This window comes from Streptomyces genisteinicus, from assembly GCF_014489615.1.
Classification (GTDB): domain Bacteria; phylum Actinomycetota; class Actinomycetes; order Streptomycetales; family Streptomycetaceae; genus Streptomyces; species Streptomyces genisteinicus.
In genome coordinates this window covers 1,675,301-1,692,214 of record NZ_CP060825.1, presented here as the reverse complement: position 1 = coordinate 1,692,214, position 16,914 = coordinate 1,675,301, and the positions used below count along the sequence as shown (strand labels likewise).

The window sequence follows — 16,914 nt, the reverse complement described above, 5'->3', positions numbered from 1 at the left end:
CTCCGGGAGGCGGCCCCGGTGCGCGGGCAGGCGCGCGCCTGCCCGCTCCGACCGCCCCTGTCCCGCGCCCCGACCGCCTCCGTCCCGCGCCCCAACCGCCCCTGTCCCGGGCCTCCTTGGCGGCGTCCGGGACGGGATATCGTCGGACGATCAGGACACGGTACGGCGAACGCGGAGGCACGCCCCATGAGCACGCAGACCACCCCGGGCCCGGCGATCAGTCTCCGCAAGGTCGAGGAGCGGGCGCCGGGGATCGTGTCCCTCTACAAGAGCGCCGGCGTCAGCCTGCGCAAGCACGGGCTGGAGGGGCAGCGCGCCGCCGTGTACCTGGTCGTCGACTACTCCGGGTCGATGAAGGACTACTACCGCGACGGCAGCGTCCAGGCGCTGGCCGACCGGGTCCTCGGCCTGTCGGCCAACCTCGACGACGACGGCGTCGTCCCGGTGGTCTTCTTCTCCACGGACGTCGACGCCGTCACCGAGATCGCCCTCGACGACCACGACGGCCGCATCGACCGGATCGTCGCCGGACTCGGGCACATGGGGAAGACCAGCTACCACCTGGCGATGGACGCCGTCATCGACCACTACCTCGACAGCGGATCCACCGCCCCCGCGCTCGTCGTCTTCCAGACCGACGGCGGACCGATCAGCAAGCACGCCGCCGAGCGCTGGCTCTGCAAGGCCGCCGGGCTGCCGCTCTTCTGGCAGTTCGTCGGGTTCGGCAACAAGCGCAGCACCCAGTTCGACTTCCTGCGCCGGCTCGACGACCTCGCCGTGCCCGCCAAGCGGCCCGTCGACAACGCGGGCTTCTTCCACGCGGGACAGGACCCGAGGCAGCTCCCGGACGCCGAGCTGTACGACCGGCTGGTGGCCGAGTTCCCGCACTGGCTCGCGGCCGCACGCGCCCGGGGCATCGTGCGCTGAGCCCTTCCCGGCGCCCGCGTGCCTCAGGAACTCCCGGGAATCCAGAAGTTGTGCGCCTCGCGCACCACGGGACGGCCGGGCCCCGTGGGCATCCCGTGCTTCTCGGCCACGGGCATCATGGCCGCGGCGAACGCGTCCATCGCCTCCTCGGACTCCCACACGTCGTAGATGTCGAGCCCCTCACCGGACGGTACGCAGGTGTGCGCGAGGCACCCCGCGAAGGTGTCGCCCGGCAGCGACCGCAGATCCGCGTTGAGCGCGTCGTACTGCGCGGGCGTGACACCCGGCAGGGTCGCGTGCATGAAGATCGTCATCGCGCCACTCCTGGACTGCGGGCCCCACGCCTCCCTGTCGCCCCGGTGGCGGCCCGGTACCCGCTTCCAGGACATCACTCCCGGCCGCGGACTGCATCCGCCCCGGTCCGCCGCCGCTGAGCGCAGGCCGTGCCACCTGGGGTTCTGCCGGGCGTGAGCGGGGACACAGGTGTCCGTGGCGATTCGTGCTACGGTGGCTGCGTTGCAGTTTTGGTACCCATGAACTCTGTGTGCGCCTGACGGGAATGCTTCGTCAGGCGCATGTTTTGTTTCCGGACTCTCCGGATGGGGTCAATGCGGCGACGGGGAGTCCACGAGGTGTGGATTCCCGGCGTGCCCCCGTCAAGAGGAGAATGACATGGCAACCGGAACCGTGAAGTGGTTCAACTCGGAAAAGGGCTTCGGCTTCATCGAGCAGGACGGCGGCGGCGCCGACGTCTTCGCCCACTACTCCAACATCGCCACCTCGGGCTTCCGTGAGCTCCAGGAAGGCCAGAAGGTGACCTTCGACGTCACGCAGGGCCAGAAGGGCCCGCAGGCGGAGAACATCCTCCCGGCCTGATCGCCGGACCCGCTTCATCGCAGCCGGGGCCCGCACCGCACGGTGCGGGCCCCGGCTCGTCCCTGTCCCAGGGCCTGGAAGGCATTTCTCGCACATGAACCGCTCCGAACGCCCGGCACGCAAGCGCCCCACCGAATCCCGTACGGACTCCCGTCCCGCGCGCGGCACCGCGCGCGCCCAGGGCTCCGCAGGCAGAGGCGGCCGCTCCAAGGGCGCCGCCCGCGCCGTGGCGCCGCCGCAGGAATTCACGCTGCCCGAGACCGTCACCCCGGCGCTGCCCGCCGTGGCGGCATTCGACGAGCTGGAGATGCCCGCCGCCCTGCTGAAGACGCTCGCGGCCCAGGACGTCACCGAGCCGTTCCCCATCCAGGCCGCCACCCTGCCGAACTCGCTCGCGGGCCGCGACCTCCTCGGACGCGGACGCACCGGCTCCGGCAAGACCCTCGCCTTCGGGCTCGCGCTGCTCTCCCGCACCGCCGGCCGCCGCGCCGAGCCCGGGGCGCCGCTCGCGCTCGTCCTGGTGCCCACCCGTGAACTCGCCCAGCAGGTCACCGACGCGCTCACCCCGTACGCGACCTCGGTGCAGCTGCGGCTCGCCACCGTGGTCGGCGGCCTGTCGATCAACAAGCAGGCGGGCGCGCTGCGCCGCGGCGCCGAGGTGCTCGTGGCGACCCCCGGACGACTGATCGACCTGGTGGACCGGGGCGACTGCCGCCTCGACCAGGTGTCGGTGACCGTCCTGGACGAGGCCGACCAGATGGCCGACATGGGCTTCATGCCGCAGGTCACCAAGCTGATCAAGCAGGTCGAGCCGGACGGCCAGCGGATGCTGTTCTCCGCCACGCTGGACAAGAACATCGACCGCCTCGTGCGCATGTTCCTCACCGACCCGGTGGTGCACTCGGTCGACCCGTCGGCCGGCGCCGTGACGACGATGGAGCACCATGTGCTGCACATCGCCGACGAGACGGAGAAGAAGGCCGTCGCCCTGCGGATCGCCGCCCGCGACGGGCGGGTGATCCTGTTCGTCGACACCAAGCGCTCCGCGGACCGCTTCGCCAAGCGCCTGCTGGCCAGCGGCGTCCGGGCGGCCGCCCTGCACGGCGGCCGTTCCCAGCCGCAGCGCAACCGCACTCTCGACCAGTTCAAGAACGGCCAGGTCACCGCGCTGGTCGCCACGAACGTGGCGGCCCGCGGCATCCACGTCGACGACCTCGACCTGGTGGTCAACGTCGACCCGCCCGTCGACCACAAGGACTACGTCCACCGCGGCGGGCGCACGGCCCGCGCGGGGGAGTCCGGCAGCGTCGTCACGCTCGTGCTGCCCGCCCAGCGGCGGGAGATCACCCGGCTGATGGCGGACGCGGGGATAGCGCCCAAGACCGCGCGGGTCTCCTCCTCGGACGAGGAGCTGACCCGTCTGACCGGTGCCCGCGAGCCGTCCGGCGTGCCGGTGACCATCGAGATCCCGCAGCAGGCCGCCGCCCCCGCGGACGCCTCGGGGACGCCGTCCCGCCGCCGCTCTCCGCGCGGCGGGCGCGGCCGGCGCGCGGAGAGCGGCACGGCGCAGCGCCAGACGCCCAGGGCGGGACGCGGCGCGTCCGCTGCCGGCGGGGCTGCTGCGGGCGCGGGGCGCGGCTCCGCCGCCGGTGGTCAGGGTGAGGCGTCGAGGCCGTCGCGTCGTGCGGCGTCCGCGGGTGCTTCCGCGTCCGCGGGGCGTGCGGGCGGGCAGGGCGAGGCCCGCCGCGGCGCCGGGTCCGCCCCGCAGGGCGAGGGGCGGGCCCCCCGCTCCCGGAACCGCCGCGCCCGGGGCACCGGCGCGGCCTGAGCGGCACACCCACAACGGCGCGGGCCGGACTCCTCAGGGAGTCCGGCCCGCGCCGTTGTGCTTGCTGGTGGCGGGCCCCGGCCCGGGGGAGTTCGGGCGGGGGCCGGGCGGTGACGGGCGCCCGGGCGTCCCGGGCGTACGCCGGGCACTCGGGGCCGTTGCTGTCGTCGCCGACGGGGCCCGGGGGGTGTGGTCTGTGGTCGGGGGTGTGCCGGTCGGGCGTGGCGGGTGGCCCGGTGATGGGGCTCGCCGGGAGGTGTGGTCCGTGGCCGGGGCCGGTCCCGGGCCGTTGCCGGCGTCGCGGTGGGTCCCGTTGCGCAGGGGCCGGACCCCCGGGTGGTGGCCGTCGTCGGCCGCGGGCTCCGGGGGCGTGGCGGTCCGCAGGGGTCAGGGGCGGCGCGGGGTGATGGATTCCAGGAGGGTGCGCAGGCGCGGGTCCGCGAGGTGCCGGACGGCCTCCGCCGCCGTGCGGTGGGCGCGGGTGCTCGGGGGCTGTTCCGTCAGCAGACGGGACAGCGCCGCCCCGGCGCGCGGGTCCTGGCGGATCGCCAGTCCCCGCGCCGCCTCCGCCGCGGTGCCGGGGTCGCGGTCGTCGAGGCGGGCGGCCAGGGCCTCACGTATCTCCGGGGTGTCGGCGTCGGCCCCCGCGAGAGAGGCCGTCGCCCGTTCGCCGACCTCGGGATCCGGGTCGCCGGCCAGCGCGATCAGCGCCGCCAGCCCTTCGGCGCCGTCGGCCGGCACCAGCCCGCACAGGGCGGCGGCCACCTGCCGCCGGACCGGCGCGTCGGGATGCGCGGCGTGCCGCGCGATGTCCGCGACCGCCGACGGGTCGGCGTACCGGCCGAGCGCGTGGACGGCCGCGCGGACCGGCTCCGGGTGACGGGCCCCGCGGGACAGCTCCCTCAGCAGCGGCAGGGCGCGCGCGGCGAACGGGCGGTCGACGCCGTCCGCGCGGCGCTCGGCCTCGCCCCGGGCGCCCGGCGCCCGCCCCGCCGCGGGGTCCTGCCGGGCGCCGTCGAACCCGAGCCCCGCCAGCACGTCCGCCGCGAACGCCCGGTGCAGCGGGTCGTCGCTCGCACACCACGCGGCCGCGGCCTGGAACGTCTCCTCGTCGCCGCGCCGCCTGAGCGCCGCCACCGGCTCCGTCCAGTCGTCCCGCTCCGGATCGCCCTCCCGCAGGGCGCGGCCGGCGAGGGTCGCGTACGGGGTCCGGACGCCGAGCGCGGTCTCCAGCAGGGTGGCGATCGCACCGTGGCCGGTCTGCTGCTCGTTCCCGGCCGCCGGGCGGCCGTCGCGCAGCACCTCCACCACCACCGTGACCCCGCCGTCCTCCGGGATCCGCCGGGAGACGGTCCCGGCGTCCGGCCCGTAGGCGGTGAGCAGCGCCTGGCGCAGCGAGGTCTCCACGTCCCGTTCCAGCCACGCGCGGGCCTCGTCGAGCGCCTCGGCGCGGGCGCCTGCCCCGTGCCGGAGCAGGGCCCGCACCGTCGACGGCGATCCCCGGCGGGCCGCGACCACCAGCGGTGCCTCGCCGCCGGGGCAGGGGAGGTCGGGGTCCGCACCGTGTTCGAGCAGGGCCTCCACGGTGGCGGTGTGGCCCTGCCCGACGGCCCAGGCGAGCGCCGTGAAACCGAGCGCCTCCCGCCGGTCGGGCGAGGCTCCGGCGGCGAGCAGCGCCCGGACGACCTCGGTGTGGCCGCCGACCGCGGCCCCGCACAGCGGCAGGTCGTCCCGGTCGGGCCCCGAGGGCCGGTCCGGGTCGGCTCCCGCGACGAGCAGCAGCCGTACGATGCCCGGCTCGCCCGCGACGGCCGCCAGATAGAGCGGTGTCTGCCCGTCCTCGTCCGTCGCCTCCGCCGGGGCGCCCGCGCGCAGCAGCGCGAGGACGGTGTCCTCCGTGCCCCCGTACAGCGCGTCGAAGAGTGTGTCCGCGCTGCCGGTCCGTGCCTCGTCCATGGCGTCGACCCTACGGACCGGGGGTCAGGTGTCGCATTCGAGTACCGTCCGGCACAGGCCGCAGCGGGCCCGCACCCGGCCGCTGACGGGGATCCGGATCCGCTGGTGGCAGGTGGCGCACGGGAAGGAGACCCGCAGTCCGCCGGGGCCCTGCTCGAAGGCGTAGGAGCCCGGCGGCCCCTGTGCGGCTCCGGTCCCCGCGAGGGCGTGGCGGCGGTCCCGGGCGTAACGGAGGCGGCCGACCCGTCCCGCGGTGGTGAACGGCGGCTGCCGCACGTCGCGCAGCGCCTCGGTGCGGCCCGCCGTGTAGGCCCGGTAGCCCTGTGGGCTGGTGAACCAGGCCGAGGGGTCCTCGCCGAAGACCGCGGCCCGTCCGGCCAGCACGTAGCCGAACTCCTCGGGTGTGAGGTAGCCGAGTTTCTGGCTGGTCAGCGCGTCCTCGCGGAACGCGTCGAGCAGCAGCCAGCCGGCGCCGAGGTAGGTCGTCACGGTGTCCGTCAGGATCTCGTTGTCCCGCGTGCCGGGGAACGAGAGCCCGAGCCGGTGCAGCAGGACGTGGGTGATCTCGTGGGCGAGCGCCGCGCCGATGTCGCGCCGGTGGGTGCGGAAGCGGCTGTTCAGCTCGATGAAGTACTCCGGGCCCGCTGTCAGTTCCACGCTCGCCGCGTGCTCCATGTCGCGGAAGCCCACGATCATCCGGGCGTCCGGCAGCCGCAGATGGGAGACGAGGGCGCGGGCCACCCGCTGGGTCCCCAGGTACAGGTCGTCGTCGGGGGAGAAGGCCACGTCGGCGGGGAGCACGCTGGGCGCGAACCGCCGCACGCCGTCGGGGGAGAGCCTGCGGTACAGGGCGGTCACGGCCGACCGCACCGTGTCCAGGTGCGGGAAACCGCGCACCACGCCGTCGCCGTCCGACACGTCCGCACCCCCTGCACACGACCGCCGCCGCGCTCCACTCTACGGGCGCGCCGAGCGGCGCCCGGGACGGCCCGCGCGGGCGCGCGCGCCCCGCACCGGGCGGGTTGGCCGAAACCTGCTCCTTGTCGTGCCACCGGCGCACTGTCCATAATCCGGGACACGTCTTGTCGGGCGCATGTCATTACGGTCTGGCGCACGGACAGGTACTGCCGCACGCCCGGCGCGGACGCACCGGTCAACCCCCCACGAAAGGCAGTCCGTTGAAGCAGCTTCTGCGTGCACTGAAGAGATGTGCGGCCGCCGGCGCGGTGGTCCTCGCCGCCGTCAGCCTCCAGCCCTCGTCCGCCTCGGCCGCCTCGTCCGCCGCTCCGCCCGTCGTCGGCGGCACCCGCGCGGCCCAGGGCGAGTTCCCCTTCATGGTCCGGCTCTCCATGGGCTGCGGCGGCGCCCTCTACACCAAGGACATCGTCCTCACCGCCGCCCACTGCGTGAACGGCTCCGGCAACAACACCAGCATCACCGCCACCGCCGGCGTGGTGGACCTCAACAGTTCCAGCGCCATCAAGGTGCGCTCCACCAAGGTCCTCCAGGCCCCCGGCTACAACGGAGTCGGCAAGGACTGGGCGCTGATCAAGCTCGCCCAGCCGATCAACCTCCCGACGCTCAAGATCGCCGAGACCACCGCGTACAACAGCGGCACGTTCACCGTCGCCGGCTGGGGCGCCGCGAGGGAAGGCGGCGCGCAGCAGCGCTACCTGCTCAAGGCCCAGGTGCCGTTCGTCTCCGACGCCTCGTGCCGCCAGTCCTACGGCAGCGACCTGGTCCCCGCCGAGGAGATCTGCGCGGGCTACTCCCAGGGCGGCGTCGACACCTGCCAGGGCGACTCCGGCGGCCCCATGTTCCGCCGGGACAACGCGGGCGCCTGGATCCAGGTCGGCATCGTGAGCTGGGGCGAGGGCTGCGCACGGCCCGGCTACCCCGGCGTCTACACCGAGGTGTCCACCTTCGCCGCCGCCATCAAGTCGGCCGCCGCGAACCTGTAACGCGCACCCGCGCAGCGTCTGACGACGCGGCGCACCCGCACCGCACCGCCCGGCGCCGGACCACCGGCGCCGGGCGGTACGCGTACGGCAGGGCCCGGGCGGTACGCGTACGGCACGGGCTCACCGGCCGGACGCCGGACCGACGCCGGGCGGCCGACGCCCGACGGCCGTCCGCCCCGCCGCACGGCGGTGCGGACGGGCGCCGTGCCCGTTCACCGCAGACGGACCTCCGCGCCCGCCCCGGCGTCCTGCAGCTCCAGCACCCACACCTCGTTCGCACCGGCCCGCAGCACCGGCCCCGGCACGAACAGCGCCCCCTGCGGCCCCGCCGACCAGTAGCGGCCCGCGCAGAAGCCGTTCACCCAGACGAACCCCCGCGTCCAGCCGGGCAGTTCCAGCCAGGCGTCACCGGGCTCCGCCACCTCGGCCACCGCCCGGAACAGACCGCGCGGGCCACCGCCGCCCCCGGCACCCTCCGGACACGCCCGCCACGGCAGGCGCTCCACCGCCGCCCGGTCGTCGAACGCGTCCAGCCGCAGCCCCCGCGCCCGCACCCCGTGCACGTACTGCCGCTCGTGCAGGACGCCCCCGCAGATGCCCTTCGCCTCGCCCGTGCGCGGCCCGTAGTTCACCCTCCCCAGGGACTCCACCCACAGGTCCACCACCGCCGGACCGGCCACGGGCTCCGGCAGCACAGGCCGCTCCTCGTCGAGGATCCCCGCCCGCACCCCGTCGACCTCCACCACCGCACGGTCCCGCAGCCCCGCCACCCGCAGCGGATACGGCTGCCGCGGCCCCGGCACCTCCACCCGGTAGTGCACCAGGCCCCGGTCCACGTCCAGCTCCTCGAACGTCGGCGGAACGGGCCCCTCCCACTCCGCGCCGCCCAGCTCCTCCACCACGTCCGCGAGCGGCGTCCACGACTCCGGCCGCGCCCCGGCCGGAGCGCCCAGCCGCACCGGCGCGGGCGGCACGTCGGGCAGCGGCCCGTCCGCGTACGCGGCGAGCACCTCGCGGAAGCGCCAGAACTTCTCCGTCGGCAGCCCCGCCTCGTCGACCGGCGCGTCGTAGTCGTACGACGTCACCGTCCCCGACAGCGCCCCGTCCTGCAGCGGACCCGACCGGTTCGCCCCCGCCCAGCCCGCGAAGCTCGTCCCCCCGTGCGCCATGTACACGTTGACCGACGCCCCGGCCTCCAGGATCTCCCGCAGCGCCGACGCCGCGTCCAGCGGATCGCGCACCACCCGCTCGCTGCCCCAGTGCTCGAACCAGCCGCACCAGAACTCCATGCACATCAGCGGCCCGTCCGGCCGGTGCCGCCGCAGCGCCGCGAACGCCTCGGCCGCCTGCGACCCGAAGTTCACCGTCGCGAGGACACCGGGCACCGAACCGCCGGTGAGCATGTGGTCCTCCGGCCCGTCGGACGTGAACAGCGGCACGCCCACCCCGCACCGCCGCAGCAGCTCCACCACCTCGCGCAGGTACTCCGCGTCGCTGCCGAAACTCCCGTACTCGTTCTCCGCCTGCACCATCACCACCGGACCGCCGCGCCCGATCTCGCGCTCCACCACCTGCGGGAGCAGCCGGCCGAACCAGCGCTCCACATGCCCCAGGTACTCCGGGTCCCGCGTGCGCACCCGCCGCCCCAGCCGCCCCGTCAGCCAGTGCGGCAGACCGCCGTTCTCCCACTCGGCGCAGATGTACGGCCCCGGGCGCACCACCGCCCACAGACCCGCGTCCCGCACCGCGTCCAGGAACCGGCCGAGCGCGCCGGCGTCCGCGTACCGCCCCGGCGCCGGCTCGTGCAGATTCCACGGGACGTACGTCTCGACGCAGTTGAGCCCCATCGCCCGCAGCATCGCCAGCCGGTGCGTCCACTGCTCCTCGTGCACCCGGAAGTAGTGCAGCGCGCCGGACAGCAGCCGCACCGGCCGCCCGTCCAGCAGGAAGTCCGCCCCGCCCACCGTGAAGTCCGCCACCGGCCCGTCCGTCTCTCTCGTGCTCACGCCAGGAACGATCGCCCCCTGGCGTGCGGCGCGTCCATGGACAAAGATCGCCCTGGCTTGGACTCGGCACCGGCCGCCGCCCCCGCGGCACCGCCCGGCCCCGCCGCCGCGGCAGACCGGCGACCGGACGACGACCATCGACGCGAACCGGTACGAAAGGAGAGAAGGCCGACATGTATCACACCTGGATGCGGTACTTCACCCCCGGCCCGGTCCACCACCGCCTCGGCCTCGTCTGCCTCGGCGTCGGCCTCCAGCACGGCCGCCTGCCCACCGTCGGACCCCGCACCCTCGACCACCACGTCGCCGTCGTGATCAGCGCCGGCAGCGGCTGGTACCGCACCGCCGACGGACGGCGCACCAAGGTCACCGCACCCGCCGTGATCTGGCTCACCCCCGCCGTCCCGCACCACTACGGACCCGACGCCACCGGCTGGGACGAGTGCTTCGTCGACTTCACCGGCCCCGCCACCGCCACCTACACCGAACTCGGCTGCATCGAGGCCGACCGGCCCGTCGTGCCGCTCGCCGACGCCACCGGCGCCCGCGCCGTCGTCGGCCGCATCGCCCGCGCCGCCCGCCGCGGCAACCCGCTGATGGAGATCGAGACCGCCGCAGCCGTCCACGAACTCCTCGTCACCCTGCGCCGCGCCCGCGCCGACACCGACGCGGACGGCGACCCCGTCCTCACCGCCCTCACCCGCGACGCGTTCCAGCCCCTCTCCGTCGCCGAGCACGCCGCCCGCCACGGCATGACCCCCGCCGCGCTGCGCACCGCCGTGCGCCGGGCCGCCGGATGCAGCCCCAAGGACTTCCTCCTCGGCATCCGCCTCGGCCGGGCCAAGGAACTCCTCGCCGGCACCGACCTGCCCGTCGCGGCCGTCGCGCGCCGGGTCGGCTACGAGGACCCCGCGTACTTCTCCCGCCTCTTCACCCGCCGGGTGGGCCTCGCCCCCATCCGCTTCAGGGAGCAGCAGGGGCGCGTCGTGCCCGGCGGCTGGAGCAACCGCGTCCCAGACCCCGAACACCCCCCGACCGTCCTCGGCCCCGCCACGTAAGCTCCCTCCCCATGACCACCAGTGACATCGACGAGGGCGTCCGCGCCGAACTGACCCGCCTGCGGGAGAGCATCGACAACATCGATGCGGCCGTCGTGTACATGCTCGCCGAGCGCTTCAAGTGCACCCAGCAGGTGGGCCACCTCAAGGCCGAGCACCGGCTCCCCCCGGCCGACCCCGCCCGCGAGGCACGCCAGATCGAACGCCTGCGGCAGCTCGCCGGGAGCGCCAACCTGGACCCCGCGTTCGCGGAGAAGCTGCTCAACTTCATCATCGCCGAGGTCATCCGCCACCACGAGACCATCGCGGAGAGCACCCCGCCCACCCCCGGGGACTGAGCCCCCGGGCGCCGCCGGGACCCCCGCGGCCACCGCCCCGCCGGACCCGGACCGGCCCCCGCCCCACCCCGGGCCGCGCCCCCGCCCCGGCGGCGGCCCCGCGCACAGCCACCGCACCCACGTCCGCTGACCGCGCAATTTTTCCCCGTGTACCGGACAGCGCCCATCGGGCAGCATGACACCCATGTCCGTACTGACGCGCGACGAAGCGCAGACCCGAGCCCAGCAGATCGACGTGCACCACTACGCGATCGAACTGGACCTGACGACCGGCGACGACACCTTCGACTCCCGCACCGTGATCCGCTTCACCGCGCGCACGGCGGGAGACACCTTCGTCGAGCTCAAGCCCGCCGAACTGCGCTCGCTCACCCTGGACGGACACCCCCTCGACCCCGCCGCCCTCGACGGCAACCGCTACCCCCTCACCGGCCTCACTGAGGGCGCACACGAACTCCGCGCCGACGCGGCCATGCGCTACTCCCGCACCGGCGAGGGCATGCACCGCTTCACCGACCCCAGCGACGGCGAGACCTACGTCTACACCCAGCTCTTCATGGAGGACGTCCAGCGCGTCTTCGCCGCCTTCGACCAGCCCGACCTGAAGGCCGTCTTCGACGTCGCCGTCACCGCCCCCGGCGACTGGACCGTCCTCGGCAACGGCATCGCCACCCCCGACGGCACCGGCCGCTGGACCTGCGCCCCGACCCCGCCGATCTCCACCTACCTCGTCGCCGTCGCCGCCGGCCCCTGGCACTCCGTGCGCGTCGACCACGCCGGCCTCCCCTTCGGGCTCCACGTCCGCCGCTCCCTCGCGGCCCACCTCGACGCCGACGCGGACGAACTCCTCGACGTCACCCGCCGCTGCTTCGACCGCTACCACGAGAAGTTCGAGGAGCCCTACCCCTTCGACTCCTACGACCAGGCCTTCGTCCCCGAGTTCAACGCCGGGGCGATGGAGAACCCCGGCCTCGTCACCTTCCGCGACGAGTTCGTCTTCCGCTCCGCCGTCACCGGCACCCAGCGCCAGACCCGCGCCATGGTCATCGCCCACGAAATGGCCCACATGTGGTTCGGCGACCTCGTCACCCTCCGCTGGTGGGACGACATCTGGCTCAACGAGTCCTTCGCCGAGTACATGGGCTACCAGACCCTCGGCGAGGTGACGGCGGGCGGCACCGCCGGCACCTCCCCCGGCGACTGGTGCACCGACCCCTGGGTCGAGTTCGGCGTCTCCCGCAAGTCCTGGGGCTACGAGGCCGACCAGCGGCCCTCCACCCACCCCGTCGCACCCGACCCGGAGGCCGTGCCCGACACCGCCTCCGCCATGCTCAACTTCGACGGCATCTCCTACGCCAAGGGCGCCTCCGCACTCCGGCAGCTCGTCGCCTGGATGGGGGAGAAGGACTTCCTCGCCGGCATCAACACCCACTTCGCCCGCCACAAGTTCGCCAACGCCACCCTCGCCGACTTCATCGACTCCCTCGCCGCAGCCACCGACCGCGACGTCCACGCCTGGGCCGACCGCTGGCTGCGCACCACCGGCGTCGACACCCTCACCCCCACCGTCACCCACACCGACGGCGGCTGGACCCTCGGCATCACCCACGACGGCAGCCGCCCCCACCGCATCGGCGCCGGCGCCTACGACCGCGACCCGGTCGAACCCGGCACCCTCGTCCTGCGCGAACGCATCGACCTCGACGTGCCCCTCGACGCACCCGTCACCCGCCCCGGCCGCCGCCCCGCCCTCGTCCTCCTCAACGACACCGACACCACCTACGCCAAGGTGCGCCTCGACACCGAGTCCTGGGCCACCGTCCTCGCCTCCCTGTCCGGCATCCCCGACCCGCTGACCCGCGCCGTCGTCTGGAACGCCGCCCGCGACATGGTCCGCGACGGCGAACTCGCCCCCACCACCTACCTGGAAGCAGCCCGCGCCCACCTCCCGCGCGAGACCGACCTCGCCGTCGTCCAGGGCGTCCTCGCCTTCGCCGCCGGCCAGATCGCCGACCGCTACCTGCCCGCCGAACAGCGCCCCGCCGCCCTCGCCCTCCTCACCGACACCTGCCGCGCCCTGCTGCGCCGCACCGAGGACGGCAGCGACCCCGGACTGCGCCTCGCCGCCGTACGCCACTTCGTCGACGCGGCGACCCAGCCCCACTCCCTCCAGGAATGGCTGAACGACGGCAACGTCCCCGGCGGCCCCGAACTCGACCCCGAACTCCGCTGGCGCATCCTCACCCGGCTCAGCGTGCTCGGCGCCGCCGGCGAGAAGGAGATCGCCGCCGAACTCGAACGGGACCCGAGCGCGACCGGCCGGGAAGGCGCCGCCCGCTGCCGCGCGGCCCAGCCCACCGCCGAGGCCAAGGCCGCCGCCTGGTCGGCCCTCTTCGGCTCCGACGACCTGTCCAACTACCTGTTCAACGCCACCGCCCAGGGCTTCTGGCAGCCCGAACAGGCATCCCTGACACGCGAGTACGTCGCCCGCTTCTACCCCGACGCGGTCGCCCTCGCCGCCCGCCGCGGCCCGGCGATCGCCGAAGCCGCGGGACGCCTGGCCTTCCCCTCCCACGCCGTCGACAACGAGTCCCTGCGACTGGGCCGCACCTGCCTGGAGACCGACGACCTCCTCCCGGCACTGCGCCGCAAGCTGACGGACCAGCTGGACGACCTGGCACGCGCCCTGCGCGTCCGGGGAGCCTGAACTCCCGCCGCGACCGCGGGCCGTGAGCCGCGGAGACTGCGCCGCCGTCCGGGACGGCGGCGCAAACGGGGCCTCCGGCCGCCCCGGCGCTGCCCATCCGCCCCGCCACCGATCAGCCCGGTCCCGGCCGGAACGACGGAACCCCGGCAGATGCCGGGGTTCCGTGGGAGCAGACCTGACACACGCCGGAACGTGGCCCGGACCGCATGGTCAGCGTAGAGCCGGGCCGAGGTCACAGGCCGCCCGAGCCACCGGAGGGGCGGCCCGCTGCCCGTCGTCCCACCACGCCGGCCGCCCTACCCCCGGCCGCCCCCCGCCGCCGGTCACCACGCCCCTCCGATACTCCTTCCGGTCCCGATCGTTGAGCTACCCGGGTGCACCCTGCCCCGCGACGACCTGGCCCCGAAGGACCACATGCGCACGCCCTCTCCCCGCCACCCGACACCGCGCCTCGCCGGAGGCACCACCGGGCCGGGCGCCCTGCGGCCTCTCCTCGACATCGTGCTCCGCGCACTCGAGGACGGAGCCGAGGCCCGCGGCGGCCCCCTCCCCGCAGGCGGCCCCGAAGCGGTCGCCGCCCGGGTGCGCGACCTCCTGCGCGACCCCCTCCCCGCACACGGCCACGACCCCGGGCACGCCCTCCGCGACCTCGTCCGCACCCTCGCCGAAGGCTCCGCCGACCCCGCCGACCCCCTCTGCGCCGCCCACCTGCACACCCCACCCCTCGCACTCGCCGTCGCCGCCGACCTCGCCGCCGCCGCGCTCAACCCGTCCATGGACTCCTGGGACCAGGCCCCCGCCGCCTCCGAGATCGAGCAGACCGTCACCCGCGCCCTCGCCGCCCAGGTCTACCCGGCACGGCCCGACCCCGAAGCCCTCGTCACCACCGGCGGCACCGAGTCCAACCAGCTCGCCCTCCTCCTCGCCAGGGAACGCGCCCCCGGCACCCCGCTCCGCGTCGTCTGCGGCACCGACACCCACCACTCCGTGCACCGCGCCGCCTGGCTCCTCGGACTCCCCGCACCGGTCACCACCGCCCTCGACGACCCGGACGCCCTCCACCGCACCCTCACCGTCACCCCCGGACCCGCCCTCGTCGTCGCCACCGCCGGCACCACCGACACGGGCCGCATCGACCCCCTGGCCGCCATCGCCGACATCACCGCACACCACGGCGCCGCCCTCCACGTCGACGCCGCCTACGGCGGCCCCCTGCTGTTCAGCGACAGCCGCCGCCACCTCCTCGACGGACTCGACCGCGCCGACTCCGTCACCCTCGACCTGCACAAACTCGGCTGGCAGCCCGTAGCCGCCGGACTCCTCGCACTCCCCACGGCCGACCGCGCCGCCCCCCTCGCCCACACCGCCGACTACCTCAACGCCACCGACGACACCGACGCCGGCCTCCCCGACCTCCTCGGCCGCTCCCTGCGCACCACCCGCCGCCCGGACATCCTCAAGACCGCCGTCACCCTGCGCGCCCTCGGCCGCAGCGGCCTCGGCGACCTCGTCGACCGCGTCTGCACCACCGCCCAGGACCTCGCCGACCGCGTCGCCAAACACCCCCGCCTCGAGCTCTACGAACGCCCCACCCTCTCCACCGTCCTCCTCCGGCCCACCGGCGCCACCGACGAACAGACCGCCGGCATCCGGCGCACCCTGCTCACCGAGGGCACCGCCGTCCTCGGCCGCGCCCGCGCCGGCGGCCGCGTCTGGCTCAAGGCCACCGTGCTCAACCCGCACACCACCCCGGAACGGCTCGACACCCTGATCGCCCTCGTGGAAGGCAGCACGCCCCGATGAACGGCACGCCCGCACCCCAGGCCGCCCCGGCGGCGGCCGACACCATCCGCCCCCACGACCTCGTGGGCATCGGCATCGGCCCGTTCAACCTCTCCCTCGCCGCCCTCGCCCACGGCGTCCCCGGCGGCCTCGCCACCGCCTTCTACGACCAGCGGCCCGCCTTCCGCTGGCACCCCGGGCTCCTCATCGAAGGCACCACCCTCCAGGTGCCCTTCCTCGCCGACCTCGTCACCCTCGCCGACCCCGCCAGCCCCTGGTCGTTCCTCAACTACCTGCGCTCACGCGACCGGCTGTTCCCCTTCTACTTCGCCGAGACCTTCCACATCCAGCGCTCCGAATACGACGCCTACTGCCGCTGGGCCGCCGACGGCATCCCCGGCCTCCACTTCGGCCACCAGGTCGACGCCGTCCGCTGGAGCCCCGAACGCGACCTCTTCGAAGTCGACTACACCCAGCTCGACACCACCGGCGAAGCCGAAGCCCTCGGCCGCGCCTACACCCGCAACATCGCCCTCGGCGTCGGCACCGAACCGCACATCCCCGAACCCCTGCGCCCCCTCGCCGGCGCACCCGGCGTCCCCGTCATCCACTCCGCCGACTACCTCGACCACCGCGACACCCTCGCCACCGCGGGCCACGTCACCGTCATCGGATCCGGCCAGTCCGGCGCCGAGATCTTCCTCGACCTGCTCAGGACCAGACCCGCCGGCGCGGAACGCCTCCACTGGCTCGCCCGCACCGAGTCCTTCGCCCCCATGGAGTACTCCAAACTCGGCCTCGAACACTTCACCCCCGACTACACCCGCTACTTCCACGCCCTCCCCGAACGCGTGCGCAACGACCTCGTCCCCCGCCAGTGGCAGCTCCACAAAGGCATCGACGCCACCACCATCGACGCCATCCACCAGGAGCTCTACCGCCGCACCCTCGACGGAGGCTGGCCCGACGCCGTCCTCACCCCCGGAGTCACCGTCCGCACCGCCGGCCGCGTCGCCACCACCAAAGTCGAACTCCACCTCGAACACACCCAGCAGGGCACCCGCTCCCGGCTCACCACCGACGCCGTCGTCCTCGCCACCGGCTACCGCGAACGCCCCCTCGGAGGACTCCTCGCCGGCATCGACCCCTACATGCGCCGCGACAGCGCCGGCCGCCCGATCGTCGACGACCGCCACCGCCTGGCACTCGACCCCGCCGTCACCGGAAGCGTCTACGTCCAGAACGCCGAACGCCACACCCACGGCGTCGGCGCCCCCGACCTCGGCCTCGCCGCCTGGCGCAGCGCCTCCATCCTCAACACCCTCACCGGCAAGGAGCCCTACCCCCTGCCGCGGCGCACCGCGTTCACCAGCTTCGGCCTCGAACGCCGCGAAGCACCCGGCATCCCCGGCCAGACACCCGCGCTCACACCCCTCCAGCAGCACTGACACACCGCGGGGCCCCGGGGAACGCAC

At 74.8% G+C, this 16,914-nt stretch carries 13 protein-coding genes; 9 read left to right on the top strand and 4 right to left on the bottom strand.

Features of this window, described 5'->3' with window-relative positions; genetic code table 11:
- The first annotated feature begins 186 nt into the window (after window positions 1-186).
- A complete protein-coding gene (locus IAG43_RS07485) occupies window positions 187-927 on the top strand; it encodes a VWA domain-containing protein (RefSeq protein ID WP_187739973.1) in 741 nt (246 codons plus the stop codon).
- A gap of 23 nt (window positions 928-950) precedes the next feature.
- On the opposite strand, the gene IAG43_RS07480 is transcribed toward IAG43_RS07485, so the two are convergent.
- Window positions 951-1,241: a hypothetical protein gene (locus IAG43_RS07480; protein WP_187739972.1), complete on the bottom strand. Its 291-nt coding sequence runs from the start codon at window positions 1,239-1,241 to the stop codon at window positions 951-953.
- 358 nt (window positions 1,242-1,599) lie between these two features.
- Here IAG43_RS07480 and IAG43_RS07475 point away from each other — a divergent pair, with 358 nt between their 5' ends.
- Together IAG43_RS07475 and IAG43_RS07470 are read left to right on the top strand one after the other, a co-directional pair.
- Window positions 1,600-1,803 (top strand): cold-shock protein, encoded by a 204-nt coding sequence (locus IAG43_RS07475; RefSeq protein WP_005318814.1) that lies wholly within the window; start codon window positions 1,600-1,602, stop codon window positions 1,801-1,803.
- A 94-nt stretch (window positions 1,804-1,897) separates the two neighbouring features.
- Window positions 1,898-3,631 carry a DEAD/DEAH box helicase gene (locus tag IAG43_RS07470; RefSeq protein WP_187739971.1) on the top strand — a complete coding sequence of 578 codons (1,734 nt, stop codon included), beginning with the start codon at window positions 1,898-1,900 and terminating at the stop codon, window positions 3,629-3,631.
- A 387-nt stretch (window positions 3,632-4,018) separates the two neighbouring features.
- On the opposite strand, the gene IAG43_RS07465 is transcribed toward IAG43_RS07470, so the two are convergent.
- Both IAG43_RS07465 and IAG43_RS07460 read right to left on the bottom strand, forming a co-directional pair.
- The gene (locus IAG43_RS07465; protein ID WP_187739970.1) at window positions 4,019-5,587 is read right to left on the bottom strand and encodes an ankyrin repeat domain-containing protein; all 1,569 of its coding nucleotides are present in this window, start codon (window positions 5,585-5,587) and stop codon (window positions 4,019-4,021) included.
- Window positions 5,588-5,611: 24 nt separating this feature from the next.
- Window positions 5,612-6,505 (bottom strand): hypothetical protein, encoded by an 894-nt coding sequence (locus tag IAG43_RS07460; protein ID WP_187739969.1) that lies wholly within the window; start codon window positions 6,503-6,505, stop codon window positions 5,612-5,614.
- 260 nt (window positions 6,506-6,765) lie between these two features.
- On the opposite strand from IAG43_RS07460, the gene IAG43_RS07455 reads away from it, so the two are divergent.
- Window positions 6,766-7,548: a S1 family peptidase gene (locus IAG43_RS07455; RefSeq protein WP_187739968.1), complete on the top strand. Its 783-nt coding sequence runs from the start codon at window positions 6,766-6,768 to the stop codon at window positions 7,546-7,548.
- A 212-nt stretch (window positions 7,549-7,760) separates the two neighbouring features.
- Here the strand turns inward: IAG43_RS07455 and IAG43_RS07450 are convergent, their stop codons facing one another.
- The gene (locus tag IAG43_RS07450) at window positions 7,761-9,527 is read right to left on the bottom strand and encodes a glycoside hydrolase family 35 protein (protein ID WP_187744334.1); all 1,767 of its coding nucleotides are present in this window, start codon (window positions 9,525-9,527) and stop codon (window positions 7,761-7,763) included.
- A gap of 200 nt (window positions 9,528-9,727) precedes the next feature.
- Between IAG43_RS07450 and IAG43_RS07445 the strand changes: the two genes are divergently transcribed.
- The 5 genes from IAG43_RS07445 (at window position 9,728) to IAG43_RS07425 (ending at window position 16,887) form a co-directional block, all read left to right on the top strand.
- Window positions 9,728-10,612 carry an AraC family transcriptional regulator gene (locus IAG43_RS07445; RefSeq protein ID WP_187739967.1) on the top strand — a complete coding sequence of 295 codons (885 nt, stop codon included), beginning with the start codon at window positions 9,728-9,730 and terminating at the stop codon, window positions 10,610-10,612.
- An 11-nt stretch (window positions 10,613-10,623) separates the two neighbouring features.
- Window positions 10,624-10,950 carry a chorismate mutase gene (locus IAG43_RS07440; protein WP_187739966.1) on the top strand — a complete coding sequence of 109 codons (327 nt, stop codon included), beginning with the start codon at window positions 10,624-10,626 and terminating at the stop codon, window positions 10,948-10,950.
- Window positions 10,951-11,134: 184 nt separating this feature from the next.
- Complete coding sequence (pepN, locus tag IAG43_RS07435) at window positions 11,135-13,657, top strand: aminopeptidase N (RefSeq protein WP_187739965.1); 2,523 nt, start codon at window positions 11,135-11,137, stop codon at window positions 13,655-13,657.
- Between the two features lie 414 nt (window positions 13,658-14,071).
- Entirely contained in the window at window positions 14,072-15,460 is a 1,389-nt protein-coding gene (locus tag IAG43_RS07430; RefSeq protein WP_187739964.1) for a pyridoxal phosphate-dependent decarboxylase family protein, read from the top strand.
- Entirely contained in the window at window positions 15,457-16,887 is a 1,431-nt protein-coding gene (locus tag IAG43_RS07425; RefSeq protein WP_187739963.1) for a lysine N(6)-hydroxylase/L-ornithine N(5)-oxygenase family protein, read from the top strand. Before IAG43_RS07430 ends, IAG43_RS07425 begins: the two co-directional genes overlap by 4 nt.
- Window positions 16,888-16,914: the final 27 nt, after the last annotated feature.